16 protein-coding genes and 1 pseudogene are annotated in these 26,052 nt (G+C 67.2%); 8 read left to right on the top strand and 9 right to left on the bottom strand.

All coding sequences use genetic code 11. The annotated features are described in order from the left end of the window. Positions 1-13: 13 nt before the first annotated feature. Positions 14-1,057, bottom strand: a complete 1,044-nt coding sequence (locus ACSJJU_RS13150) for an NAD(P)H-dependent flavin oxidoreductase (protein ID WP_435916037.1) — start codon at positions 1,055-1,057, stop codon at positions 14-16. Beyond that, complete coding sequence (locus ACSJJU_RS13145) at positions 1,054-2,277, bottom strand: aspartate kinase (protein ID WP_435916036.1); 1,224 nt, start codon at positions 2,275-2,277, stop codon at positions 1,054-1,056. The genes ACSJJU_RS13150 and ACSJJU_RS13145 overlap by 4 nt, the downstream gene beginning before the upstream one ends. Before the next feature lie 55 nt (positions 2,278-2,332). On the opposite strand from ACSJJU_RS13145, the gene ubiG reads away from it, so the two are divergent. Then, positions 2,333-3,088, top strand: a complete 756-nt coding sequence (gene ubiG / locus ACSJJU_RS13140; protein WP_435916034.1) for a bifunctional 2-polyprenyl-6-hydroxyphenol methylase/3-demethylubiquinol 3-O-methyltransferase UbiG — start codon at positions 2,333-2,335, stop codon at positions 3,086-3,088. A 76-nt stretch (positions 3,089-3,164) separates the two neighbouring features. Here the strand turns inward: ubiG and ACSJJU_RS13135 are convergent, their stop codons facing one another. From ACSJJU_RS13135 to ACSJJU_RS13125, 3 genes are all read right to left on the bottom strand, one after another. Continuing rightward, positions 3,165-3,953 carry a LytR/AlgR family response regulator transcription factor gene (locus ACSJJU_RS13135; RefSeq protein WP_435916033.1) on the bottom strand — a complete coding sequence of 263 codons (789 nt, stop codon included), beginning with the start codon at positions 3,951-3,953 and terminating at the stop codon, positions 3,165-3,167. Further along, entirely contained in the window at positions 3,950-5,062 is a 1,113-nt protein-coding gene (locus ACSJJU_RS13130; protein ID WP_435916032.1) for a sensor histidine kinase, read from the bottom strand. The genes ACSJJU_RS13135 and ACSJJU_RS13130 overlap by 4 nt, the downstream gene beginning before the upstream one ends. A gap of 127 nt (positions 5,063-5,189) precedes the next feature. Next, entirely contained in the window at positions 5,190-5,507 is a 318-nt protein-coding gene (locus ACSJJU_RS13125; RefSeq protein WP_435916031.1) for a 2Fe-2S iron-sulfur cluster-binding protein, read from the bottom strand. 101 nt (positions 5,508-5,608) lie between these two features. Between ACSJJU_RS13125 and ACSJJU_RS13120 the strand changes: the two genes are divergently transcribed. Beyond that, a complete protein-coding gene (locus ACSJJU_RS13120; RefSeq protein WP_435916029.1) occupies positions 5,609-6,256 on the top strand; it encodes a DNA-3-methyladenine glycosylase family protein in 648 nt (215 codons plus the stop codon). On the opposite strand, the gene pdeM is transcribed toward ACSJJU_RS13120, so the two are convergent. Both pdeM and ACSJJU_RS13110 read right to left on the bottom strand, forming a co-directional pair. Further along, a complete protein-coding gene (gene pdeM / locus ACSJJU_RS13115; protein WP_435916056.1) occupies positions 6,229-6,909 on the bottom strand; it encodes a ligase-associated DNA damage response endonuclease PdeM in 681 nt (226 codons plus the stop codon). The genes ACSJJU_RS13120 and pdeM overlap by 28 nt on opposite strands. Positions 6,910-6,939: 30 nt before the next feature. Further along, positions 6,940-9,306, bottom strand: a pseudogene (locus ACSJJU_RS13110) (ligase-associated DNA damage response DEXH box helicase); the annotation flags it as partial. Positions 9,307-9,323: 17 nt separating this feature from the next. Here ACSJJU_RS13110 and ACSJJU_RS13105 point away from each other — a divergent pair. The 6 genes from ACSJJU_RS13105 to ACSJJU_RS13080 all read left to right on the top strand — a co-directional run bounded on the left by ACSJJU_RS13105 (position 9,324) and on the right by ACSJJU_RS13080 (position 19,346). Then, a complete protein-coding gene (locus tag ACSJJU_RS13105) occupies positions 9,324-10,325 on the top strand; it encodes a ligase-associated DNA damage response exonuclease (protein ID WP_435916028.1) in 1,002 nt (333 codons plus the stop codon). After that, positions 10,325-11,890, top strand: coding sequence for a cisplatin damage response ATP-dependent DNA ligase (locus ACSJJU_RS13100; RefSeq protein WP_435916027.1), 1,566 nt, complete (start codon positions 10,325-10,327; stop codon positions 11,888-11,890). Before ACSJJU_RS13105 ends, ACSJJU_RS13100 begins: the two co-directional genes overlap by 1 nt. Positions 11,891-11,959: 69 nt before the next feature. Continuing rightward, on the top strand, positions 11,960-12,925 hold the full coding sequence (locus ACSJJU_RS13095) for a hypothetical protein (protein ID WP_435916026.1): 966 nt from the start codon (positions 11,960-11,962) through the stop codon (positions 12,923-12,925). Between the two features lie 92 nt (positions 12,926-13,017). Beyond that, a complete protein-coding gene (gene clpB / locus ACSJJU_RS13090) occupies positions 13,018-15,609 on the top strand; it encodes an ATP-dependent chaperone ClpB (RefSeq protein WP_435916025.1) in 2,592 nt (863 codons plus the stop codon). Between the two features lie 100 nt (positions 15,610-15,709). Further along, positions 15,710-17,446 (top strand): ATP-binding protein, encoded by a 1,737-nt coding sequence (locus ACSJJU_RS13085; protein WP_435916024.1) that lies wholly within the window; start codon positions 15,710-15,712, stop codon positions 17,444-17,446. 43 nt (positions 17,447-17,489) lie between these two features. Beyond that, positions 17,490-19,346, top strand: a complete 1,857-nt coding sequence (locus ACSJJU_RS13080; protein WP_435916022.1) for a tetratricopeptide repeat protein — start codon at positions 17,490-17,492, stop codon at positions 19,344-19,346. A gap of 158 nt (positions 19,347-19,504) precedes the next feature. Here ACSJJU_RS13080 and ACSJJU_RS13075 read toward each other — a convergent pair whose 3' ends face one another. Further along, the gene (locus tag ACSJJU_RS13075) at positions 19,505-22,318 is read right to left on the bottom strand and encodes a TonB-dependent receptor (protein ID WP_435916021.1); all 2,814 of its coding nucleotides are present in this window, start codon (positions 22,316-22,318) and stop codon (positions 19,505-19,507) included. A 561-nt stretch (positions 22,319-22,879) separates the two neighbouring features. Further along, a complete protein-coding gene (locus ACSJJU_RS13070; RefSeq protein WP_435916019.1) occupies positions 22,880-25,696 on the bottom strand; it encodes a TonB-dependent receptor in 2,817 nt (938 codons plus the stop codon). Positions 25,697-26,052: the final 356 nt, after the last annotated feature.

Raw genomic sequence — 26,052 nt, 5'->3', positions numbered from 1 at the left:
GGCGCCGAGGGGCTCACGCCACCTCCCCCACCACGCGGGCGGACAGGAAGCCCGCTGCCTGATCGATCAGTTCCTGCATAATCTCCGCCACCGGCTGCTCCGCCTTGACCATGCCGACGGATTGGCCCGCCATCAAGGAGCCGGTTTCCACGTCGCCATCGACGACGGCCCGGCGCAGCGCGCCCGCCCAGTAGTGCTCGATCTCCAGCTGCCCCGCGGCCAGGTCCAGCTCGCCCCGGTCTACCCGCTCGATGATGCGGCGCTGGGTCTGCATGAACTCCTCCACGCCCTGGTTGCGCAGGGCGCGCACCGGAATGACCGGGAAACGCGGATCAAGCTGCACCGATGCAACGGCGTCGCGGGCCGAGGCCCGGATGAACGCCTTCTTGAAGTTGGGATGGGCGATCGACTCGCTGGCGCAGACGAACCGGGTGCCCAGCTGCACGCCCGCCGCCCCCATCTCCAGGTAGCTGGCGATGGCCTCGCCCCGCCCGATGCCGCCGGCGACAAAGACCGGCACCTCGGTGATGTGCGGCAGGATCTCCTGCGCCAGCACCGTCAGCGACACCGGACCGATATGACCGCCTGCCTCCGAACCCTCGATCACCAGCGCATCGACGCCCGAGCGCACCAGCTTCTTGGCCAGCGCCAGCGCCGGGGCGAAGCAGACCACCTTCGCGCCGCCGTTCTTGGCCCGCTCGATGGCGTCGCCCGGCGGCAGGCCGCCCGCCAGCACGATGTGGGTCACGCTCTCGTCAAGGCACACCTGCACCATCTCCAGCAGCTGCGGGTGCAGGGTGATGAGGTTGACGCCGAAGGGCTTCCCGGTGAGCGCGCGGGTGGCCTGGATTTCCTCACGCAAACGCTCCGGCTGCATGGCGCCGCTGGCCAGCACGCCGAAGCCGCCCGCGTTGGAGATGGCGGCGACCAGGTTGCGCTCCGACACCCAGGTCATCGCCCCGCCCAGAATGGCGTAGCGGCTGCCGAAGAAGCTGGACCCGCGCGCCATCAGCGACTCGAGGCGCGCATAGCCGGTGGCGGTTGCGGTTTCGGTCATGCGGCCGCATCCAGGCCGTAGGCCGTGTGCAGGGCACGGACGGCAAGCTCGGTGTATTCCTCGGCGATGAGGATGCTGATCTTGATCTCGGAGGTCGAGATCACCTGAATGTTGATGCCGCGATCCGCCAATGCCTTGAACATGGTCTGGGCCACACCTGCATGGCTCTTCATGCCAACGCCAACCACCGACACCTTGGAGACCGCATCGTCAGAACGCAAGTCCGCATAGCCCAGGTCGGGCCGGTGCTTCTCCAGCACGTCGATGACGCGCGGCAGGTCGGTGCGCGGCACGGTGAAGGTGACGTCGGTGGTCGCGCTGTCCTGCGCCACGTTCTGGACGATCATGTCCACGTTCACATTGGCATCCGCCAGCGGGGAGAAGATGGCCGCGACAACGCCCGGCCGGTCGGGCACGCCCACGAGCGTGATCTTCGCCTCGTTCCGGCTGTAGGCAACACCTGCAATCAGTTCCTGTTCCACGATCTCATCCTCATCCACGACCATCGTGCCGGGCAAGTCCTCAAAGGAGGAGAGCACCTGCACCCGTACCTTTTCCTTCATCGCCAGCTCGACCGAGCGGGTCTGCAACACCTTGGCGCCCACGCTGGCCAGCTCGAGCATTTCCTCGTAGGTGATCTTATCAAGCTTGCGCGCCTTCGGCACGATGCGGGGGTCGGTGGTGTAAACACCGTCCACATCGGTGTAGATGTCGCAGCGGTCCGCCTTCAGCGCGGCGGCAAGCGCCACGGCGCTGGTGTCGGACCCGCCGCGCCCCAATGTGGTGATGCGATTGTCCGGGCCAAGCCCCTGGAAGCCGGCGACCACCGCAACCTGCCCGGTCGCCATGCGGCTGATGATCTCCTCGGTGTCGATCGACTGGATGCGCGCCGCGCCGTGGGCCCCGTCGGTGTGGACGGGCAGCTGCCAGCCCAGCCAGGACCGGGCCGGAACGCCCATCGACTGGAGGACGATCGACAGCAGGCCGGTCGTCACCTGTTCGCCGGTGGCCACAACCGTATCATATTCGCGGGCATCGTAGAGGGTCGCAGCCTCGCGACAAAACCCGACGAGACGGTCCGTCTCGCCGGCCATAGCCGAAACAACCACAGCCACTTCGTTTCCGCGATCGACCTCGGCCTTCACACGCCGGGCCACGTTGCGGATCCGATCCAGATTGGCGACAGAGGTGCCGCCGAATTTCATTACAATGCGCGCCATGTCGTCGCGAGGATCCCTAGTTGAAAGTGCGCGCTCTTGATAGAAAGTGCGGATGATGAACGCAAGCAAAGCTCCAAGACCCTCGACGATCAGCGAGGGTGAAATCGACAAATTCTCCACCCTGGCCGCCCGGTGGTGGGAGCCGGACGGCCCGATGGCCCCGTTGCACCGGCTGGGTCCGGCGCGCATGGGCTACATCCGGGACGCGGCCTGCCGCCATTTTGGCCGCGATACCGACCAGCTCCGCCCGCTCAAGGGGCTGACGGCGCTGGATGTGGGCTGCGGCGCCGGCATCGTGACGGAGTCGCTGGCCCGCATGGGCGCCGCGGCGACCGGGCTGGACGCCAGCGACGACGCCATTGCCGCCGCCCGACTCCACGCCGGGGAAAGCGGCCTTGACATCGACTACCGCGCCGGCTCGGCGGAAGCGCTGACGGAGGAGGGCCGCACCTTCGACCTCATCACCGCGCTCGAAGTGGTGGAGCACGTGGCGGACGTGGACCTGTTCCTCGGCGCGCTCGCCCGGCTGCTGAAGCCCGGCGGCCTGCTGGTCTTCTCCGCCCCCAACCGCACACCCCAGTCCTACCTCGCCGTCATCGTGGCGGCGGAGCGGATTCTGCACTGGGTGCCGAAGGGCACGCACGACTGGAACGCCTTCCTGACTCCCGAGGAGCTGACCGAACGGCTGAGCCGGGCGGGCCTGACGGTGACGGACGTGAAGGGCCTCAGCTACTCGGTGGTGAACCGCAGCTTCTCGGTCACGCGCGACACCAGCATCAACTACATCGGCTCGGCCGTGCGGAAGGATTGAGGACGGAAGGGCCGGAAGGATAGTCTGAAGGGAGGAGCAGGAGGGACCGCGTCCCTCCTGCCAGAGAGTCATTCCGTCAAAGAAACCGCGCCACCACGTCGCGGTAGCTGCGGGAGACCTTCACCTGTGCACCGGAGGACAGGATGAGGTAGCACTCCCCATTGGTGTGGGGCTTCACCTGCCGCACCTGATCCAGGTTGACGATGGTGGAGCGGTGGATGCGGCGGAACTTGCGCGGGTCGAGCCTGCGCTCCAGATCCTTCATGGTCTCGCGCAGGATGAGGGTCTGGCCGCCGGTGTGGATGCACATGTAGTCGCCGGCCGCGTCGATGCGCTCGATGCTCTCCACGTCCACCCGGAAGATCTGCCCCCGGTCCTTGACGTTGAGCAGCTTCTCGTAGCGTCCCGGCCCCACTTCCTCCTGCGCGTTGGTGACAGCCTGGGGCGCCACGGTCTTGAGCAGGTTGCGCAGGCGGCCCGACTCGTCGGACGCGCGGCGCTCGGCCAGCCGGTCGCGCACCCGCTGCAGGGTGGCCGCCAGACGGGCCTCGTCCACGGGCTTCAGCAGGTAGTCCAGTGCCTGCGCCTCGAATGCCTTGAGGGCAAACTCGTCAAACGCCGTCACGAACACGATGAGCGGCGGCTCGATGTCCATCAGCCCCTCGATCACGCCGAAGCCGTCGAACCCCGGCATCTGCACGTCGAGGAACACGAGATCCGGCTTATGGGTCTTGATCGATCGGATGGCCTCCCGGCCGTTGCGGCAGCGATCAACGATCTCCACGTCCGGGTGGCTGGCAAGGCGTAGTTCCAGCCCCTGAATGGCGAGCGCCTCGTCGTCCACCAAGATCGTGCGAATGGTCATTCTGCAGCCTCCATATCGACGGTTGCGCGGGCTGTCCGCTGGAACGGTATCTCTATTCTTACCACAACTCCGTGCGGTTCGTTCGCACCAAGTTCGAAGCGATGATCATCGCCATAGGCCTGGCTCAGGCGATCGCGGATGTTCGCCAGACCAACGCCGCTGCTGTCCGAGTGTTTCGCGCCGACACTAAAGCCGGGCCCGGTATCCGAGATGGTAATGCACAGACGGTTCGCCAGAACTTCCGCCTTCAGGCAGATGTCCGCGCCGTCTTCCGAGGGGGCAACGGCATACTTGATGGCGTTCTCGACCAGCGGCTGGAGCAGGAGGGACGGCAGCAGCGCCTCCTGTGCCGCGGGGGAGATCTCGAATGAGACCCGCAACCGCTCCTCGAAGCGCATCCGCTCGATATCGAGGTACAGCTCAAGCGCCCGCGCTTCCTGCTCCAGCGTCACCATGTGGCTGGGCTCGCCCACCAGCGAATAGCGCAGGAAGGACGACAGCCGGCTCAGCATGGCGGTGGCGCGCTCGGTCTCCTTCAGCATCACGAGGGTGGAGATGGAGTTGAGCGTGTTGAACAGGAAGTGGGGGTTGAGCTGGTACCGCAGCATCTTCAGCTGCGCGGCGTGGGCCTGGGCCGAGAGGGCCAGCATGCTCTCCATCTGATGGCGCAGCATGAGGTAGTAGTTGATGCTGTAATAGAGCGCCGTCCAGGCGGTGAGCACCGTCACGTCAATGAGGATGGTGCCGAGGAACTGAAGGCCGTGCGGCTCCCAGGTGGGAGCGAAGAAGATGGAGAAGCCCCACACCTCGATGATGGAGAACGGCGCGGCGCAGAGAAAGACGACGAGCGCGCTGACGCTCCAGACGACGGGGGCGCGATACCGCACGATGTGGCGGAACACCGCCGCCATGATGAGCGAGAGGGAAAAACCGGTCGCGGTGCTGATGAGCGTGGGCGCCAGATACTCCAGCCCCATCTTGTTGACGAGGCCATTGAGGAAGCGCAGCAGTCCGTATCCAAGCCAGCCGCAGGTCTGGAGAATCCAGAACGCGCGGTCCTTGCGCATGAAGAACTGCTCGATCCAAGGCTCGCCGCGATCACCCATCATAAGGGTTTAACACCACAGCCCGGGTTTGGGCGTCAGCGGACGTGCGACGAACCGTTGGCACCGCACGTCCAAGCCCCGGACGCCGGACCCGGAGGGCAGGCCCCCGGGCCCAAGCCTTTGAGCCGGATCAGTCTTCCGGCGCAATGGTCACGCGCAGGCCGTCCAGCTCCTCGGTCATCTCGATCTGGCAGGACAGGCGCGAGTTGCTCTCCCGGTTGTCGGAGGTGTCCAGCAGCTCGTTCTCGTCCGGGCTGATGGGATCGAGCTTGCTCAGAAAGGCATCGTCCACATACACGTGGCACGTGGCGCAGGAGCAGGAACCGCCGCACAGAGCAAGCAACTCGTCGAAACCGTTGTCACGGATGTTCTCCATGACGGACAGGCCGACCTCGGCCTCGCAAACGGTCTCCTCACCATCCCGGTTCACGACAATCAACTTCACCATGAGCTTGCTCTTTCCCCTTTTGCCGCTGTGGCCTGTTTGTGCTTACCTTCCGTCCAAGGCTGTTTAAGCGGCCAAGGAGACAAATCAAGCTGGAACTGTTGATGGGTTTGACCACGGAACAGCTTGCAGCCGGGCTTGAGGCGGTCGCGGCGCAGGACCCGCGCGTGGCGCAGGCGCTGGCGCGTGTGGGCCTGCCGGAGGCACGCCATCGCCCGCGTGGTTACAACGCCTTGCTGCGAACCTTGATTGCCCAGCAAATCTCGGTACATGCCGCCCGCGCCATCTATGCGAAGCTCGAAGCGCGGCTGGGTTCCCTCGACTCCCCGGAGGCGGTTCTGGAAGCGGATGAGGAAACGCTCAGGGGCTGCGGGCTCTCCCGCCAGAAGATTTCCTACGCCCGCTCGCTGGCCGAGGCGGTGGCGAGCGGACGGCTGGATTTCGAGGCGCTGCGAACGATGGACGACGAGGCGGCGATCGCCGCCCTGTCCGCCGTGAGGGGATTCGGGCGGTGGAGCGCCGAGATCTACCTGCTGTTCGCCGAGGGGCGCGCCGATATCTGGCCCGCCGACGATCTGGCGTTGCAGGAGGCCATGCGGCGGCTGCTGGCGCTGGAGGAACGCCCCAAGGCGAAGGCAACGCGCCTGCTGGCGGAGGGCTGGCGGCCCCACCGCGGTGCCATGGCGATCTTCGGCTGGCATTACTATGCCGCCACCAACGGCCCTCAGGACGACAAGGCTCCGATCGGATAGCGCCGCAGCCCCGCGCCGGTCGCCACCAGCGCCTCGCCGCGAGGGCCGATCAGCCGGGCGATCGCGGGGTCGGTCACGTCCAGCCCGCCGGTGAGCGGCCCGAACGCGGGCAGAATCAGCCTGCCCTCCCCCAGGGCGAAGCAGCGGCGGCTGATGGCCTGTCCGCGCACGACAAGGCGCAGCTTCGGGTGAAAGTGGCCGGAAAGCTCGGGCCGCCGCTCGGTGGGGTCCGCCTCGTGGCGGAGCACGAACTGGTCGATCCGCATCTCGGACATGGTGACGCCGCCCAGCAGGGCATCGACCGCCGGGTCGTGGTTGCCGGTGATCCACACCCAGAACAGGCGGGCGGTCAGCGCTTGCAGGCGGCCCCGCACCTCCGGCAGCAGACGCGTGGCGGCACGGAGGTCGTGAAAGCTGTCGCCCAGGCACCAGAACTCCTGCACCTCCAGCCGGTCCACCAGCGCCTCCAGCGCCGCGAGCGCCTGCAGACTGTCGTAGGGCGGAAGGAACTGGCCGTGCTGGGCGTAGCTGCTCGCCTTTTCCAGATGCAGGTCGGCCACCAGCAGCGCGCGGCGGCGCGGCCACCACAGGGCATGGTCGGGAAGCGCCACGAAGGTGTCACCGTGGAACGTGAAGGCGTTTGGATCGGTCATCGCGTCGCCTCCCGCATCAGGGAGCAGGGTTTCCTCCGCGCTGCCCGCAATCGCCTCGCGGCCGATCTCCAGCAGCACCGGCACGGCCAGCGGCGAGACGCAGCGCAAGGGCTGATGATGGATATGGCCCTGCATCCGGGCAAGGAAAGCCGCGAGCCGGTCCACATCCGTCAGCCGCCCGCGCGCATCGGCCCAGGTGGCGCGCAGCAGCAGGTGGCCGGGCTCGTACTGGCGCAGCACGTCGTAGATGAGGTCCGAGGAAATGGTGAGCTGACGCCCGGTTTTCCGCAGGCCGGGGTGCTGGCGTTCGATGAGCCCGGCGATGACCGCCACGTCCCGGAACGAGCGCTTGAGCAGGGCGGAGTTGGCCAGCCACTCGGCCAATTCGTCCCGCAGGATCTCGGGCGTGAACAGGGCGGCGGGATCATCGGGCGCCCGCAGCGACCAGACGGCGAGCGCATAGTCGTTGGCGACAAAACCGAGCGGGCCGAGACCCAGCCGTTCCATCCGCCGGGTGAGCAGAAGCCCCAGGGACTGGTGGGCCGCCCGCCCCTCGAAACAGTAGGCCACCGTGTAGTGCTTGCGGCGGCGGGGAAAGGTTTCAACGAGCAGACCATCGGCGGCGGGCAGCACCGAGACGCGGGCCTGAAGTTCAAGCCACGTCCGCACCTCCCCGGGGAAGCGGCCCCAGGCTCCGGGATCGGACAGAAACGCGCGCACCCGGTCCGCCAGGTTGGCGGACAGCGGCAACCGGCCGCCCAGATAGGCGGGCACCTTGGGCTCCCGCCCGGGGCCGGGGCGCACGTGAACGGTGGTTTTCTCCAGCCGCTCGAACACCAGCACACGCCCGGCGAACAGGAAGGTGTCGCCCGGCTCCAGCTGCTGCACGAAGCTCTCCTCCACCCGGCCGAGCGCGCGGCGGCCGATCTTCACCTCCAGCATGGGGGCGTCCAGAATCACGCCGGCGTTGAGCCGGTGCTGCTGGATGAGGCGCGGGTGGGAGACGCGGTAGCGCCCGTCCGGCATCCGCACCAGCCGCCGGAAGCGGTCGTAGGCCCTGAGCGCGTAACCGCCGCTTTCGATGAAGGCGAGGGTGTCGTCGAAGTCGGCGCGGGGCAGGTCGCGGTAAGGTGCGGCCGAGCGGACCTCGGCAAAAAGCGCGTCGGGCTCGAACGGCGCGGCGCAGGCCAGCCCCATGATGTGCTGGACCAGCACGTCGAGCCCGCCGGGGCGGAAGGGCTCGCCGTCCAGATCACCCGCAAGGGCCGCGTCGCGGGCGGCCATGCTCTCCAGATACTCGAACCGGTTGCCGGGGATGAGCACGGCGCGGCTGGGCTCGTCGAGGCGATGGTTGGCGCGGCCGATCCGCTGGAGCAGGCGCGACGCGCCCTTGGGCGCACCCACCTGGACCACGAGGTCGATGTCGCCCCAGTCGATGCCGAGGTCGAGCGACGCGGTGGCAACCACGGCACGCAAGGCCCCCGCCGCCATGGCCGCCTCCACCCGCCGCCGCTGCTCGACCGCAAGACTGCCGTGGTGCAGGGCGATGGGCAGGTTCGCCGTGTTGATGGACCACAGCTCCTGAAACAGCCGCTCCGCATTGGCCCGCGTGTTGGTGAACACGAGGCTGACGCGGTGGCGCTGGATGAGATCGTAGAGCGCGGGCACCGCATGGCGGGCGGTGTGACCGGCCCACGGAATGCGGTTTTCGGGCACCAGAATGTCGATGTGCGGCACAGCGCCCGCCTCCCCGCGCACGAGGCGAACGGCCGCCTCATCCGCCTGCGGCGCGAGCCAGCGGGCATGGGCCGCCTCGTCCGCCACCGTCGCCGAAAGGCCGACGCGGCGCAGGCCGGGTGCCAGCCGTTGCAGGCGGGCGAGGGCGAGCGCCAGCAGATCGCCGCGCTTGGTGGGGGCGAAGGCGTGGATCTCGTCGATGATGACGGTACGCAGATCGGCAAACATCGCCTCCGCTTCCGGGTAGGTGAGCAGCAGCGACAGGGACTCCGGGGTGGTGAGCAGCACATCGGGCGGGGCGATGCGCTGGCGGGCCTTGCGGTGCGCGCCGGTGTCCCCGGTGCGGGTCTCAACGCGAATGTCGAGGCCCATCTCCGCAATGGGCTGCGCAAGGTTGCGGGAGACATCGACCGAAAGCGCCTTCAGGGGGGATACGTATACCGCGCTCAGCCCCCGCCGCTCTCCCCGCGCCAGCGCGGCGAGCGTGGGCAGGAACCCGGCCAGCGTCTTGCCCGCGCCGGTGGGAGCAACGAGCAGGGCGTGAGTGCCATCCCGGGCGGCGGCCAGCATGTCCAGCTGGTGGCGGCGCGGCGTCCAGCCCCGCGCGGCGAACCAGCGGGCGATGACAGGCGGCAGCAGCTCTTGGCCGAGGGAGGACACACTCCAGATATAGAATCATGACACGCTTTGGCACCTGGCTGCGCGCCGAACCCGACGGCATTTACTGCCCGCCCGGCGATTTTTGGATCGACCCCGGCCAGCCGCGCCCGCGAGCCCTCATCACCCACGGCCACGCCGACCACGCCCGCAGCGGCCACGGCACCGTGATCGCCACGGCGGAAACATTGGCCATCATGGCCGCCCGGTACGGCCCGCAGCCGGGCGGCAAGGCTGTGGCTTACGGCCAGCCGATCCGGGTGGGCGAGGTGCGGGTCTGCTTCTACCCGGCCGGGCACGTATTGGGCTCGGCGCAGATTCTTCTGGAATACGCGGGCGAGCGGATCGTCGTCTCGGGCGACTTCAAGCGGACACCCGACCCCACCTGCCCGCCGTGTGTCCCCGTTCCGTGCGACGTGTTCATAACCGAGGCCACCTTCGCCCTGCCCGTGTTCCACCACCCGCCGGCCGAGAAGGAAATCGCCAAGCTGCTCGATGCCCGCGCGAGCGCCCCCGAGCGCTGCGTGCTGGTCGGGGCCTACGCTCTCGGCAAGGCGCAGCGGCTGATCGCCCTCCTGCGCGCGGCGGGATACGAGCGGCCGGTCTACCTGCATGGTGCGCTCACGCAGCTGACGCGCCTCTATGAAGCGCTGGGTGTGCGGCTGGGCGACGTGCAGCCCATGGCCGGTCTGCCCAAGGCGGCGCTGAAGGGAGAGATCATTCTCTGCCCGCCCTCGGCGCTTGCCGATCGCTGGTCCCGCCGCCTGCCGGACCCCATCACCGCCATGGCCTCCGGCTGGATGCGCCTGCGCCAGCGCGCCCGGCAGAAGAACGTGGAGCTGCCGCTCATCCTCTCCGACCATGCGGACTGGGGCGAACTCACCGCCACCATCGGGGAGCTGGCCCCGGCGGAGGTGTGGGTGACGCATGGACGCGAGGAAGCGCTCGTCCACTGGTGCCAGCAGAAAGGCATCCCGGCGCGGGCGCTCCTCCTGCACGGCCGCGAGGACGAGGAGGACTGATGGAGCACTTCGCCCACCTGCTCGACCGGCTGGTCTACACCCCGTCCCGCAACGGCAAGATCGCGCTGATCGCCGACTATCTGAAACGGACGCCCGACCCCGACCGGGGCTGGGGTCTGGCCGCACTGACAAGGGACCTGAAAATCCCTGCCGTGAAGCCCGCGCTCATCCGCGCCCTGCTGCTGGAGCGCACCGACCCGGTGCTGTTCGAGCTGTCCTACGATTACGTGGGCGACCTGGCCGAGACCTGCGCGCTGCTCTGGCCGACGCAGACGCCGGGCAACGCGCCGCTTGGCCTTGCCGACACGGTGCTGACGCTCCAGCGCCTCAGCCGCGCCGAAGCGCCCGCCGAACTGGCGCGGCTGCTGGACCGGCTCGACTCCTCGGGCCGCTATGCGCTCATCAAGCTGGCAACCGGGGGCATGCGCGTCGGGCTCAGCGCGCGGCTTGCCCGCACCGGCTTCGCAGAGGCCTTCGGGGTGGCGCTGGAGACGGTGGAGGAGCTGTGGCACGGCCTCACCCCGCCCTACCCGGACCTGTTCGAGTGGGCAGAGGGCAAGGCCCCCATGCCCGAGATCGGCGAGACCGCCGTGTTCCGCCCCTTCATGCTGGCAGCGCCGCTGGAGGCCGGAGAGACGCTGGATCTGGCGGAGTTTCTGGCCGAGTGGAAGTGGGACGGCATCCGCGTGCAGGCGGTCAGTCTCGGCGGCACCCGCCGCCTCTACTCGCGCACCGGCGATGACATTTCCGGCGCCTTTCCCGAGGTCATCGCGAACCTGACCGTCGAGGCGGCGCTGGACGGCGAGCTTCTGGTGCGCGGCGACGAAGGCGACCCCGCCTCGTTCAATGCCCTGCAACAGCGGCTGAACCGCAAGACGGTGGACGCGAAACTGCTGCGCACCCACCCCGCCTTCATCCGGCTGTACGACATTCTGGCGGAGGGGCCGGAAGACCTGCGCCCCCTGCCCCTCGTGCAGCGGCGGGAGCGGCTGCTGGCGGTGGCGGACAAGCTGCCGCGCGATGTGTTCGACGTCTCCCCGCTCATCGAGGCGCACGACTGGGACGCGCTGGCGGACATCCGCGCCGGCGCGCGCGGGCATGATATCGAGGGGCTGATGCTGAAGCGGCGGGACAGCCCCTATACGGGCGGGCGGCGCGTCGGCCTGTGGTACAAGTGGAAGCGCGACCCGCTCACCGCCGATTGCGTGCTCATGTATGCCCAGCGCGGCCACGGCAAGCGCTCCAGCTACTACTCCGACTTCACCTTCGGCGCGTGGGGGCCGGACGGCCAGCTGCTCCCCGTGGGCAAGGCCTATTTCGGCTTCACGGACGAAGAACTGAAATGGCTCGACCGCTGGGTGCGCGGCCATACCCTCAAGCGCTTCGGCCCGGTGCGGGAGGTGGAAAAGGCGCTGGTGCTGGAAGTGGCGTTTGACAGCATCCACGTCTCGAATCGCCACAAGTCGGGCCTCGCCATGCGGTTTCCGCGCATTGCCCGCATCCGCACCGACAAGCCCGCCCACGAGGCGGACCATATCGAAACGCTGCGGGGACTGGCGCGTTGAGCGCAAAGGAGGGGGCGCGTTGAGCCCGCGCGCCGGGGCGACCGGGTTCGGAACCCAAGCGGAGTCCCCATGCCGCGCCTTGCCTGCCTTGCGGCCTGCCTGCTGCTCCTCGCAAGCTCCCTGCCGCTTGCGGCAGCAACCCAATGGGGGCGGCCGATGATGGTGGGCCCCGGCGAGACCTATGTCTCGCTCGCCGACGCCGCCCGCGCCGCCCGCCCCGGCACGACCGTGCGGCTGACGCCCGGCATCTACCGCGAGTGCGCGGTGTGGACGGCACACCACCTCACCATCCAGGCGGAGCCCAACACGGCGCGGGTGGAAGGCCCGCTGTGCGAGGGCCGCGCCCAGTTCATCCTGCGCGGCAATGACATCACCATCGACGGCGTGGACTTCGCCGGGGCGCGCGGGACGGATGCGACGGCCGCCGCCGTGCGGATCGAGGGGCGCAGCGCCACCGTCCGCCGCGCGACCTTCCGCGCCAACAGCCGGGGCGTGCTCGCCGTGCCCCGCGCCGGCAGCATCGTGCGCATCGAGAACACCAGCTTTGAGGGTGGCGCGCCAGGGCCCGCGCCCGTGCAGGTGGAAGCGCTCGGCATCGCCCGGCTGAGCATCGACGCCGCCCATTTCCTCGCGCCCCAGGGCGGCGTTGCGGTGCGCTCGGCCGCACGGACCACGGAGATCACCTCCTCGACCATCGAGGACGGCTCGGCCGCCTCCCGCCTGCTGGTGGAAATCGCAGGGGCCAACGCGGTGGTGCGGGGCAACCGCTTCCGCAAGACCATGGCCCGCCCCGGCGCGGCAACGACCGCCATCATCCTCACAACGCCGCGCGACGCGCAGCCGGGCCAGCAGGTGTTCATCGTCAACAACAGCATCCGCAACGACACGGCCGCCAGCCTCACCTTCGTGCGGAATCTCGGCCCGGCGCCGGCGCAGGTGATGGGCAACGTGTTCAGCGGCGCGCCGGTCACCGAAGTGGAAGGCGCGGCGGCCCCCTTCGTCATCCCGCCACCGGAGCGGAAAATGCCGCCGTAAGAGTTTGTGCCATATCGGACCACCCGACCTCTTGTGTGGCAAATATGCCACATTACATGAAGCTCGAGCGTAAACCTTGAGGGGCAAAGCCCATGAATATCGAGAAGTTTACCGAGCGGGCGCGCGGTTTCCTGCAATCGGCCCAGACCGTGGCCGTGCGGAACAATCACCAGCGGGTCCAGACCGAGCATCTGCTCAAGGCCCTGATGGAAGACGATCAGGGCATGGCGGCCAACCTGATCCGCGCGGCGGGCGGGCGGCCAGAGCAGGTGGTGCAGGCGGTCGATCTGGCGCTGGGCAGGATTCCGAAGGTGACCGGCTCGGGCGCCAGCCAGATCGGCTGGGACGGCGAGACCGTGCGCATCCTCGACCAGGCCGAGCAGATCGCCGCCAAGGCCGGCGACAGCTACGTGACCGTGGAGCGGATGCTGCTGGCGATTGCGCTGGCGCAGGGCACGGCGGCCGCGCGCATCCTCGCGGACGCGGGCGTGACGGCGCAGGGCCTCAATCAGGCGATCAACCAGCTGCGCAAGGGGCGCACCGCCGACACCGCCTCCGCCGAGGACCGCTATGACGCGCTGAAGAAGTTCGCTCGCGACCTGACGCAGGCGGCGCACGACGGCAAGCTGGACCCGGTGATCGGCCGCGACGAGGAAATCCGCCGCACCATCCAGGTGCTCTCGCGGCGCACCAAGAACAACCCGGTGCTGATCGGCGAGCCCGGCGTCGGCAAGACGGCGATCGTCGAGGGGCTGGCGCTGCGGATCGCCAAGGGCGACGTGCCCGATGGCCTCAAGGACCGGCGCATCATGGCGCTGGACATGGGCGCGCTGATCGCGGGCGCCAAGTATCGCGGCGAGTTCGAGGAGCGGCTGAAGGGCGTGCTGGAGGAAGTGCGCGCGGCCGAGGGCGAGGTGGTGCTGTTCATCGACGAGATGCACACCCTCGTCGGGGCGGGCAAGACGGAAGGCGCGATGGACGCCTCCAACCTGCTCAAGCCGGCGCTGGCCCGGGGCGAGCTGCACTGCATCGGCGCGACCACCCTCGAGGAATACCGCAAGTATGTGGAGAAGGACGCGGCGCTGGAGCGGCGCTTCCAGCCGGTGTTCGTGGGCGAGCCGACCGTGGCCGACACCATTTCCATCCTGCGCGGCCTCAAGGAAAAATACGAAGTGCACCACGGCGTGCGCATCACCGATGGCGCGCTGGTGGCGGCGGCCACCCTCTCCAACCGCTACATCACCGACCGCTTCCTGCCGGACAAGGCCATCGATCTGATGGACGAGGCCGCCAGCCGGCTGCGGATGGAGGTGGAATCCAAGCCCGAGGAAATCGAGACGCTCGACCGGCGGGTGATCCAGCTGAAGATCGAGCGCGAGGCGCTGCGCAAGGAAACGGACGACGCCTCCCGCGAGCGGCTGGCGCGCATCGAGACCGAACTGGCCGACCTTGAAAGCCAGTCGGCGGAACTGACCGCCCGCTGGATGGCCGAGCGCGAGAAGATGCAGGGCGAGCGCCAGCTGAAGGAGCGGCTGGATGCGGCCCGCACCGAACTGGAGCAATCCCAGCGCAACGGCAACCTGCAACGGGCGGGCGAGCTGGCCTACGGCATCATCCCCGAGCTGGAGAAGCAGCTGGCCGCCGCCAAGGAGGCCGCCGCCAGCCGCATGGTGCGCGAGAGCGTGACGGCCGAGGACATCGCCGCCGTGGTCTCCCGCTGGACCGGCATTCCGGTCGACAAGATGCTGGAGGGTGAGCGCGAGAAGCTGCTCCACATGGAGGAATTGCTGAGCCAGCAGGTGATCGGCCAGAAGGAGGCGATCGATGCGGTCTCCGCCGCCGTGCGCCGCGCCCGCGCCGGCCTTCAGGACCCCAACCGGCCGCTCGGCAGCTTCCTGTTCCTGGGCCCCACCGGCGTCGGCAAGACCGAGCTCTGCAAGGCGCTGGCCAATTTCCTGTTCGATGACCCCACCGCCATGGTCCGCATCGACATGAGCGAGTTCATGGAGAAGCACTCCGTCGCGCGGCTGATCGGCGCGCCGCCGGGCTACGTGGGTTACGAGGAAGGCGGCGTGCTGACGGAGGCGGTGCGGCGCCGGCCCTATCAGGTGGTGCTGTTCGACGAGGTGGAGAAGGCGCACAGCGACGTGTTCAACGTGCTGCTCCAGGTGCTGGACGATGGCCGCCTGACGGATGGCCAGGGCCGCACGGTCGATTTCACCAACACCATCATCGTGCTGACCTCCAACCTCGGCGCGCAGTTCATCGCCAACCTGCCGGAAGGCCGGGACACGTCCGACGTGAAGGACGAGGTGATGCAGGTGGTGCGCGGCCACTTCCGCCCCGAATTCCTCAACCGTCTGGACGAGATCATCCTGTTCCACCGGCTGGGCGAAGCGCACATGGGCCCGATCGTCGAGATCCAGGTGCGGCGGGTGCAGAAGCTGCTGGAGGATCGCAAGATCCGCCTCGACCTCGAACCCGGCGCCGCCGCGTGGCTCGGACGCATGGGCTACGATCCGGTCTACGGCGCGCGGCCGCTCAAGCGCGTCGTGCAAAAATATTTGCAGGACCCGCTGGCCGAGATGATACTGCGCGGCGAAGTCAAGGATGGGCAGACCGTCGTGGTATCGGAAGGCGACGGGCGGTTGATCCTGACCGTGTCGCCGGACAACCAGAACTGACAAACGCGGGCTCAACGCACCAGTGCTGAACGACGATGACATTCGCCCTCCCGAGCATGGTGCGTTGAGCGCTCCCGCCGGCAGCGGTACAGGCAGCCGGATGCGGTTGATCCGGGCGCTGGAGGAGCGCCTGCGGCTGCATGGCCTCGCCCTCAGCATGGCGGCGCTGCTGACGACGCTGCTGCTGTGGGGCCAGCTGCCCTTTCATCTGGAAGCGGTCTGGCTCGGGCTCCACAGCCTGCTGTGGGCCGGCATTTTCCTCGATGTCTTCCGCCGGCAGAGGCGAAGGAGCGGCGGTCCGTATCCGGCCGGGCTTCCCGCCAGCATCTGGGTGACCGCCGGAACCAACGGCCTGCTGTGGGGCCTGACGGCAACCTTCATCCTCTGGCTGCCGCAACAGCACGGGATTTTCCTGGAAGTCGTCAACGCCGCGATCTGCGCCGGGGCGGCCGCCATGCTGACCCCGGCGCCGCGCGCCGCCCGCGCGTTCATCGGCGGCATCGCCCTGCCGTTCATCGTCCTGTTTCTCTGGCAGGGCGACTCCGCCGGCCTGCTTCTGGCGCTGGCCACCCTGCTGTTCGCCCTGGCCATGGTCCTCGCCAACCACGCCGGGCACATGCTGCTGCGCGAGGGGCTCGAAGCGCAGGAAGCCGCCGACCGCGCGATTGCCGATCTGAGAGCCGCCCAGCAGAACTGGCGGGAGCTTTCCGAAACCGCCGAGGCCTTCGCCCTGTTCGACGACGACCACAGCCTCGTGCTGTGGAACGACGTTTACGCGCGGGTGCTCGGCCTGACGCCGGACGCGCTGTTCCCCGGCATGTCGTGGCGGCAGATCGAGGCCGCCAGCGGCCTGCCCGGCCTGCCGGAGGCGGAATTCTTCGGCAGCGACCGCATCTCCGGCAAGGCGCCCTCCTACCGCTGCGAGCGGCAGCTGGGCGACCGCTGGTATCGCAGCACCATCCAGCTGCTCGCCAACGGCCGGGTGGCGGTGACGCACGTGGATATCTCGGCGCTCAAGCAGCGCGAGGCGGAACTGCTGCGGTTGCAGGAGGAACTGGAAGCCTCCCGCGACGGGGCGGAAGCGGCCAGTCAGGCCAAGTCGCGCTTCCTCGCCAACATGAGCCATGAACTGCGAACGCCGCTCAACGCGGTGATCGGCTTCTCCGACCTTCTCACCCAGGATCTGGAAGCGGGCCGGGTGGATCCGGGCATTCACAGCCAGTACGCCCGCACCGTGCTGGAGAGCGGCCACCACCTGCTGGCGATCGTGGAGGACATGCTCGATCTGGCCCGCATCGAGGCGGGCAAGCTGCGGGTAACGGAGAGCCAGGTGGATCTGGTTGCCCTGGTGCGAAGCGCCGGCGCAATGGCCCGGGGCCGGGGCACCAGCAACAGCGCGTCGCTGCGGGAGATCCTGCTGGATGCGCCCCTCCTTGCGCGGATCGACGCCCGGCTCACGCGGCAGGCGCTCATCAACCTCATTGCCAATGCGCTCAAATTTTCGCGGCCGGACGGTCTGGTCACCGTGCGCCTCGATGTGGAGGCGGACGGCACCATCCGCATCGACGTGGAGGACGAGGGCATCGGCATCCCGCCGCACATGATCGAGGAGGTGATGAAGCCCTTCGCCCAGGTGGAGGAATCCGAAACCCGCCGCTACGGCGGCATCGGGCTCGGCCTGCCCCTTGCGCGGCAGTTCATCGAATTGCAGGGCGGGCAGCTGGAGCTGCAAAGCCACGTGGGCGAGGGCACGCGGGCCACCATCCGCCTGCCCGCCGCGCGGCGGGTTGGCGCGTGGGCATCGGGGGCGCAGGACATGCGCCAGTCCTCGGCCTGAAGCGCTTGCCAAGGCGTTTGCGCCATTCCTATAGTTGTTGCCGATGGCAACCCGACCTTCCCCGCTCCATGACGCACCCCTGACGGCCGCCAGCGCCCAGATGCTGCAACGGGCCTTTCAGGTGCTGCAATCGGGCGACGCCGCGCAGGCGCGCGGCCTGTGCCTCCAGGTGCTCGGCCTGCATCCCTTCCAGCCTGATGCCCAGCATCTTCTGGGGCTGGCGCTGAAGGCACTGGGCGACAGGGAGGGTGCCGTCGCGGCGATGCAGACGTCGCTGAAGGTGCGCCCCCGCCAGCCGCAACTGCTGAACAACCTGGGCAACCTGCTGGACAGCCTGGGACGGACGGAGGAAGCGCTGGCCGCCTATCGGCAGGCCCTGGCGCAGGAGCCCCGGTTTCTCGACGCCTGGATCAACCTTGGCCTGACGGCCAACGCCGCCGGGCGCACAGGCGAGGCGATCGAGGCGCTGCAACGCGCCACCGGCCTTGCACCCAATTCCGCCAAGGCATGGGCGGCGCTGGGCAATGCCTATCGCCGCGCCGAACGGCTGGAGGAAGCCACCGCCGCCTTCCGCCAGGCCACGCAGATCGAGCCGCGCCATGCGAGGGCCTGGGTGAACCTGGGCGTCGTGCTGCGGCTGAACGGCGAGCCGGAGGAAGCGCTGACGTGCTTCGACCGGGCCGAGCAGGCAGGCTTTTCCGGGCCGGAGCTGGTGGACGGGCGGGCGAGCGCTCTCATCGACCTTGGCCGCCCTCTGGAGGGCATCGCCCTTTACCGCCATCTGACCGAGACCGCCCCCACCTACGCCGCCGCCCATCTGGCGCTGGCCAAGTTGGTGTGGGAACACAAGCTGGCGGAGGAACCGACGGCCTCGATCCGCGCAGCGCTGGCCCAATACGGGCAAGACCTGGAGCTGTGGCTGACCCTGTTCAGCATTCTCCTGCCCCAGAAGCGCCTGGATGAAGCGGTCGATGCCTGTGCCGAAGCCCGCCGGACGGTGGGCGACCACCCCATGATCGATCATCTGGAAGCCATGGCGCGCTGCGATCGCGGCGACGCCGCGGAAGCCGATGCCCTGTTCCGGAAGGTCATCGCCGCGCTGCCGGAGGACGCAATGGCGCGCGCCAACTACGCCCGCCACCTGCTGCGCCAGAAAAAGCCCGATGCGGCGGCCCGGGAAGCGGAGGAAGCCGCCCGGCTCGACCCGGACAGCCAGTTCGCGTGGGCCTACCTCGGCACCGCCTGGCGCATGCTGGACGATCCCAGGGAGCACTGGCTGCACGATTACGACCGGCTGGTGATGCCACTGGCCGTCGAGCCGCCCGAGGGGGTGGAGGATATCGCCACCTTCGCGCGGCAGATCGAGGCTGCCCTTCTCCCGCTGCACCTCACCGCCCAGCACCCGCTGGACCAGTCGCTGCGGGGCGGCACGCAGACCCAGGGCGCGCTGTTCGTCAACCGGGACCCGGTCATCCAGGCGGCCAAACGGCAGATCGAGGCCGCGATCGCGGCGTACGTGCGCCGCCTGCCGGAGGACCCGAGCCACCCGCTCCTGCGGCGCAAGTCGGGGAAGGTGCGCTTTACCGGCTCATGGTCCGTGCGGCTGCGGGGCGGTGGCGGCCACCATGTGAACCACCTGCACTCCCAGGGCTGGATCAGCTCCGCCTTCTACGTGCAGCTGCCGACCTGCGTTCAGGCCGGCGGCGAGGACAGCAAGGCCGGGTGGATCCAGTTCGGCGAGCCGCCCGCGGAGTTCGGGCTGGACCTGCCGCCGCGCCGGGTGATCCGACCGGAAGTGGGGCGGCTGGTGCTCTTTCCCTCCTACACCTGGCACGGCACCGTGCCGTTCGAAGACGACGACACCCGCACCACCATCGCCTTCGATGTAGTGCCCGCCTGAGGCCAGGCAGGCCGCTCCCGCTCCACACACACCGTCCCAGGACAGAAACAGCGGCAGCCGCGCGCCCCGGCCGCGCCGCACGCACTCGACAGCCGGCATAAAAAAAGCGGCGGGGATTGCTCCCCGCCGCTCCTGTACGTTTCCAGCTTTGGCCAGGATCAGAACTTGGCCGTGGCGCTGAAGAAGTACTGGCGACCGAACACGTCGTACGTGGACGGATAGGTGTTGGACTGTTCGTTGTTGCCGTCGCCGATCATCGGCGGCTTCTTGTCGAACAGGTTGTTGATGCCCGCGGTGAACGAGATGGTCTCGTTCAGCTCGTAGCTGGCAGCCAGATCGAAGATGTCGTAGCTGCCCACCTTCTCACGCCAGTAGGTGGTGCCCGCATCGTCGTCCCGAGCCGAGCCGATGTGGTGCCAGTTGAACGACACGCTCGCCGGGCCGGTCGAGTAGGTGGTGCGGAAGTTCCAGCGCCACTTCGGGAACACGTTTTCGCAGTTCGCACCGAACGCGCCATCGCACTCGATGAGCAGGCTCGGGATCGAAGCCACGGTGTTCAGCTTCCAGTTGATCAGGCGGGTGCCCGACAGACGGAAGTCGAGGCGGCCGTCATTGTCGACGCCGAACGGCACGTTGACGAAGTAACGGGCCTCGAAGTCGATACCCGAGGTCTTCAGCTCGCCGAGGTTGCCGTTCAGGTTGACGACACCCTCCAGCAGCTTGGACTGCGGGTTGCGCGGCGCGAGGGCGCACATCGCCGGGTCATACGGCGTGAAGTTGTTGTCCGCGTTGCCGTAGCAGGCAGCAATGATCGCCGGCGTACCCGGGGACTCGATGTAGTCCTCGATCTTGATGTTGTAGTAGTCGACCGTCAGCGAGAAGCGCGGCAGGAACCGCGGCTGGATCACCGCACCGATGGTGTAGGTGTCAGCCTTTTCTTCCGTCAGATCCGGGTTGCCACCGAAGCGCGACTCGATCTGCGAGTTGGCGCCCGGCAGGGCCTTGCCGAGGGAAGCCTCGGGGAAGCCGTTGGCAAGGCAGGTCTGACGCAGCGTCGCGTTGGAAGCCGCTTCCGGCGTCTGGCACGGGTCGGTCGCGACCGGGAAGCCCACGGCCTGGCCAGCGAACAGCTGGTTGACGGTCGGGGCGCGGACGGCGCGCTGATACTGGCCGCGGATGGTGATGTCCTCGATCGGCGCATACATCAGGCCCGCGGAGTAGGACCAGGCCGAGCCCACCGCGTTCGAGTAGTCAGCGTAGCGCAGAGCGCCGTTGAACTCGAGCTTGTGGACAGCCGGCAGGTCGGAGAGCAGCGGGACGATGAGCTCGCCGAAGAACTCCTTCACGCTGTAGCCGCCCTTGGTCGGCTCGCCGGCGTTGAAGCCGATCACGTCGCCGGTCGAGAGCATGAAGTCCGGACGGTAGGAACCGCGCTCGGAGCGCCACTCGGCGCCGATCGCGATACCGGCCGGGCCAGCGCCCAGGTCGAACAGCTCGCCGTTGTTCACGACGAAGCTGGCCACCTGCGACTGGATCTCGTTCAGGTTGGTGCTCGGGACCGTGATGAAGGCCAGCTGCTCCGGCGTCAGGGTGCCCTCGCCGAAGATGTTGATGGGCACGCAACCGTTGGTGGTGACAGAGCACTTGTCGCCGTCGGTCAGCAGGGCCTGCTGGAACCGGCTGCGGGAAATGTTGCCTTCCTGCGTCTGGATGTTCCGGTTGCGAGCGTAGCTGTAGTAGCCCTCGTAGGCCCAGCCCGCCGCAATGTCGCCGCGCAGACCGATCAGGGCGCGGAACGCGTTGCGGTCGTCCACCTGGTGACGCGAACCGGCCTCGGTGATGCGGCGGTAGATCGCCAGGTTGGCGATGCCGTCGTTCGGCGCAATGCCGGCGTCCGCATCCAGCTCTTCGCGAGCGTCGATGCCGCGCAGCAGGTCACGGGCGCCGTTCGACAGGTACGGGTTGTCGACGGAGACCTTGAAGCTGCCGGAAACCGGGGTCGGCGCCAGCACCGTCTGGGCGCGGCTGTTGATGTACTGCATTTCAGCGAACACTTCGGCGTGTTCGTTGATTTCGTACTTCGCAAACGCACCGATGAACCAGCGCTCGTTCGGCGTCTGCAGGTAGTTGTCCGGCGCGTAGTTGTAGCTGGAGTCGTCATACGGCAGCAGGTCGGTGCCGTTGCTGCCCATGAAAGCGTCGTCGCCGGCAATGAACAGGCCGCGCGGCAGAACCGACGAACCGCCCAGGGAGATGCCGCCCTCGCCGTCGTCCGCGAGCACGTTGCGGGTGTACGAGCGGGCGCTGGCCATGATCGCCTTGCGCTTCGAGTAGCTCATGTAGGCGGTGATGTTGCCCTTGCCGTCCGCAAAGTTGCCGCCGATGATGCCGTCAACCGTGTAGGTGTCGCCGTCGCCCTTCTCGTTCAGGCGATAGTTGCCGCTCACCTGCACGCCCTCGAAGTCGTCCTTCAGAACGAAGTTGACGACGCCCGCGATCGCGTCCGAACCGTAAACGGCCGAACGGCCGCCGGTCACCACGTCAACGCGCTCGATCAGAGCGGTCGGAATGGTGTTGAGGTCGACCACCTGCTGTTCGTCGTAGGAGACGTAACGGCGGCCGTTGACCAGCACGAGGGTGCGGGTCGCGCCCAGACCGCGAAGGTCGACGGTGGACACGCCATCGCCCGGGTTGTTCGAGGTCGCACCAAACGACGGAACAACCTGCGGCAGCTCGTGCAGCACCTCTTCAACGTGGGTCGCGCCGGAGAACTTGAATTCCTCCGCGCCCACAACCGCAACCGGGCTCGACGCCTGCAGCTCGGGACGCGCAATGCGCGAACCGGTGACGACGATGGTGTCCATCGACGCGGACTGCTCCTGCGCGACAGCCGGAACAGCCGAAGCCACGATCGCAGTCGCGACACCGGCCTTCAGCACCGCCCGGAGAACGGACGAGTTTGAATGACTCACAACCGAGTTCCTCTCGTAAATTTACCCTGCTAGTGCGGCCCTGGCCTTGGGTGTGCGGGCAGCCGCTGCCCCGTGCAGGCATGCAGGGGCAATGCCGCTTGTCCAAACATCCTGGGAAGGACCGCTGGCCTTTCGGCTTGCGAGCAATGAAACGGAGCGGTGAGACGGTGTAAAGCAGCGCTCGGGCGCGATGTGTGGGGACGTTGCCAGCCTGTTGCTCATTAGACACAGAATTGCAACAATGTAACGGGCAGTTATTATCTAGTAAAATTTTAATGCGGGAATTTATTGAGTCTCTATACAACTATTACGAGTATTTCGCCAATATGTTGCATGACCAGTATTTGGCATTTCGGAGTCTCGTTGCCGGATGAAATGTTGACGGCCGCGCAACGCCAGTTCGCGCAATGAAACGATTGCATCCGGCGATCGCCGCCGGCAGCGCGATGCGCTTCTCTCCCCGCAGGCCTGTGCGGCGCGCCGGCTCCACACGCCGGGCAACAGAAAAGCGGCGGGGATTGCTCCCCGCCGCTCCTGTACGTTTCCAGCTTGGGCCAGGGATCAGAACTTGGCCGTGGCGCTGAAGAAGTACTGGCGACCGAACACGTCGTAGGTGGTCGGATAGGTGTTGGACTGTTCGTTGTTGCCGTCGCCGATCAGCGGCGGCTTCCGGTTGAACAGGTTGTTGACGCCCGCGGTGAACGAGATGGTCTCGTTCAGCTCGTAGCTGGCAGCCAGATCGAAGATGTCGTAGCTGCCCACCTTCTCACGCCAGTAGGTCGTGCCCTCGTCGTCGTCCCGAGCCGAGCCGATGTGGTGCCAGTTGAACGACACGCTCGCCGGGCCGGTCGAGTAGGTGGTGCGGAAGTTCCAGCGCCACTTCGGGAACACGTTTCCGCAGTTCGCACCGAACGCGCCATCGCACTCGATGAGCAGGCTCGGGATCGAAGCAACGGTGTTCAGCTTCCAGTTGATCAGGCGGGTGCCCGACAGACGGAAGTCGAGGCGGCCATCGTTGTCGACGCCGAACGGCACGTTGACGAAGTAACGGGCCTCGAAGTCGATACCCGAGGTCTTCAGCTCGCCGAGGTTGGCGTTCAGGTTGACGACATCCTCCAGCAGACCCGAAAGCGGGTTGCGCGGCGCGAGGGCGCACATCGCCGGGTCATACGGCGTGAAGTTGCTGTCCGCGTTGCCGTAGCAGGCGGCGATGATGGCCGGCGTACCCGGGGACGCGATGTAGTCCTCGATCTTGATGTTGTAGTAGTCGACCGTCAGCGAGAAGCGCGGCAGGAACCGCGGCTGGATCACCGCACCGATGGTGTAGGTGTCCGCCTTTTCTTCGTGCAGGTCCGGGTTGCCACCGAAGCGCGACTGGATCTGCGAGTTGGCACCCGGCAGAGACTTGCCGATGCTGGCCGCCGGGAAACCGTTGGCAAGGCAGGTCTGGCGCAGGGTCGGGTTGGAAGCCGCTTCCGGCGTCTGGCACGGGTCGGTCGCGGCCGGGAAGCTCACCGACTGGCCAGCGAACAGCTGGTTGACGGTCGGGGCGCGGACAGCGCGCTGATACTGGCCGCGGAAGGTGATGTCCTCGATCGGCGCATACATCAGGCCCGCGGAGTACGCCCAGGCCGAGCCCACCGCGCTGGAGTAGTCAGCGTAACGCACAGCGCCGTTGAACTCGAGCTTGTGGACAGCCGGAAGGTCGGAGAGCAGCGGGACGATAAGCTCGCCGAAGAACTCCTTCACGCTGTAGCCGCCCTTGGTCGGCTCGCCAGCGTTGAAGCCGATCACGTCACCCGATGACAGGTAGGTGTCCGGACGGTAGGAACCGCGCTCGGACCGCCACTCGGCGCCGAGAGCGATACCGACCGGGCCAGCGCCCAGGTCGAACAGCTCGCCGTTGTTCACGGTGAAGCTGGCCACCTGCGACTGGATCTCGTTCAGGTTGGTGCTGCCAAGCGTGACGAAGTTCACGCCGTCGGGGTTGGCAACGCCAAGGCCAAAGATGTTGAGCGGCACGCAGCCACCCGACGTATTGACGCAGGCATTCCCGTTGGTCAGCAGCGCTTGCTGGAACTTGCTGCGGGAAATGTTGCCATCCTGGGTCTGGATGTTCCGGTTGCGGGCGTAGCTGTAGTAGCCCTCGTAGGCCCACCCCGCCGCAATATCGCCGCGCAGACCGATCAGGGCGCGGAACGCATTGCGATCGTCCAGCTGGTGGCGCGGACCCGCCTCGTTCATGCGGCGGTAGACCGCCACACGGGCAACGCCGTCATTCGGGTTGATACCCGCATTCGCATTGGCCTTTTCGTTGGCGTCAATGGCACGCAGAATGTTGCGGGCGCTTTCCGTCAGGAACGGATTGTCGACGGAGACGTCAAAGTTGCCCGTGACCGGGGTCGGTGCCAGTTCGGTCTGGGCGCGGCTGTTGATGTACTGCATTTCAGCGAACACTTCGGCGTGTTCGTTGATCTCGTACTTCGCGAACGCGCCGATGAACCAGCGCTCGTTCGGCGTCTGCAGATAGTTGTCCGGCGCGTAGTTGTAGGTGGAGCCGTCATACGGCAGCAGGTTGCCATTGTCGGCAATCCAGGCATCGTTGCCGTTGATGATCAGGCCGTTCGGAATAACCGCGGAGCCGCCGAACTCGATGTTGCCGGCGCCGTCATCCGAGAGCACGTTGCGGGTGTACGACCGGGCGTCGGCCATGATCCCCTTGCGCTTAGAGTAGCTCATGTAGGCGGTGATGTTGCCCTTGCCGTCCGCAAAGTTGCCGCCGATGATGCCATCGACCGTGTAGGTGTCGCCGTCGCCCTTCTCGTTCAGGCGGTAGCTGCCGCCCACCTGCACGCCCTCGAAGTCCTGCTTCAGGACGAAGTTGACGACGCCCGCGATCGCGTCCGAACCGTAAACGGCCGAACGGCCGCCGGTCACCACGTCAACGCGCTCGATCAGAGCGGTCGGAATGGTGTTGAGGTCGACCACCTGCTGCTCGTCGTAGGAGACGTAGCGGCGGCCGTTGACCAGCACGAGGGTGCGGGTCGCGCCCAGACCGCGAAGGTCGACGGTGGACACGCCATCGCCCGGGTTGTTCGAGGTCGCGCCCAACGACGGGATGACCTGCGGCAGCTCGTGCAGCACCTCTTCCACGTGGGTCGCGCCGGAGAACTTGAATTCCTCCGCGCCCACAACCGCAACCGGGCTCGACGCCTGGAGCTCGGGACGCGCAATGCGCGAACCGGTGACGACGATGGTCTCCATCGTCGTGGTCTCAGCCTGCTGCTGCGCAATGGCAGGAGATGCCGCTGCCATGAGCGCAGTGGCAACACCTGCCTTCAGAAGCGCCCTGTGCAGCACCAAATTGGTTGAACTCACCTTGAACTCCTCCCGTTAGATTGATCCTTGAAACCGCAGCTGCGAATGCAAGAGCCCCCTTTCCCGAATCACGTGTATTCGAGTTATGCGTGGTCATTTCATCCGCCGCTGGTAAGCACCGTTTAGGTCTGGGACCAATCAAGCTGATGACGAGAGTCTAGTAAAGCTAGATACAACTATTTTGATGTATTGAGCGAAGCCGGTGTGACAAATTCAGCACGGCATTGTCATCTTATTCCCACACAATCTCATGGGCTTGAAATAAAATTCCGCACCCGAAAGAGATTACCCCCCCGAGCTGACGAGAATCGTGTAATGGTTGCAGTCCGGTTGCAGTGCCGACGCAGCAGACAGCA

The sequence above is a fragment of the Pedomonas sp. V897 genome (assembly GCF_051304405.1).
Classification (GTDB): domain Bacteria; phylum Pseudomonadota; class Alphaproteobacteria; order Sphingomonadales; family Sphingomonadaceae; genus Pedomonas.
Note: the sequence above shows the minus strand (reverse complement) of the source record. Positions and strands in the feature narration are given on the sequence as shown.

Coding starts and splice junctions, on each gene's coding strand:
- ACSJJU_RS13095 (WP_435916026.1), top strand. CDS start 11,960: ATGCCGCGCCTTGCCTGCCTTGCGGCCTGCCTGCTGCTCCTCGCAAGC.
- ACSJJU_RS13100 (WP_435916027.1), top strand. CDS start 10,325: ATGGAGCACTTCGCCCACCTGCTCGACCGGCTGGTCTACACCCCGTCC.
- ACSJJU_RS13150 (WP_435916037.1), bottom strand. CDS start 1,057: ATGACCGAAACCGCAACCGCCACCGGCTATGCGCGCCTCGAGTCGCTG.
- ACSJJU_RS13120 (WP_435916029.1), top strand. CDS start 5,609: ATGGGTTTGACCACGGAACAGCTTGCAGCCGGGCTTGAGGCGGTCGCG.
- ACSJJU_RS13145 (WP_435916036.1), bottom strand. CDS start 2,277: ATGGCGCGCATTGTAATGAAATTCGGCGGCACCTCTGTCGCCAATCTG.
- ACSJJU_RS13085 (WP_435916024.1), top strand. CDS start 15,710: ATGCGGTTGATCCGGGCGCTGGAGGAGCGCCTGCGGCTGCATGGCCTC.
- ubiG (WP_435916034.1), top strand. CDS start 2,333: ATGAACGCAAGCAAAGCTCCAAGACCCTCGACGATCAGCGAGGGTGAA.
- clpB (WP_435916025.1), top strand. CDS start 13,018: ATGAATATCGAGAAGTTTACCGAGCGGGCGCGCGGTTTCCTGCAATCG.
- ACSJJU_RS13080 (WP_435916022.1), top strand. CDS start 17,490: ATGGCAACCCGACCTTCCCCGCTCCATGACGCACCCCTGACGGCCGCC.
- ACSJJU_RS13130 (WP_435916032.1), bottom strand. CDS start 5,062: ATGATGGGTGATCGCGGCGAGCCTTGGATCGAGCAGTTCTTCATGCGC.
- pdeM (WP_435916056.1), bottom strand. CDS start 6,909: ATGACCGATCCAAACGCCTTCACGTTCCACGGTGACACCTTCGTGGCG.
- ACSJJU_RS13135 (WP_435916033.1), bottom strand. CDS start 3,953: ATGACCATTCGCACGATCTTGGTGGACGACGAGGCGCTCGCCATTCAG.
- ACSJJU_RS13105 (WP_435916028.1), top strand. CDS start 9,324: ATGACACGCTTTGGCACCTGGCTGCGCGCCGAACCCGACGGCATTTAC.
- ACSJJU_RS13125 (WP_435916031.1), bottom strand. CDS start 5,507: ATGGTGAAGTTGATTGTCGTGAACCGGGATGGTGAGGAGACCGTTTGC.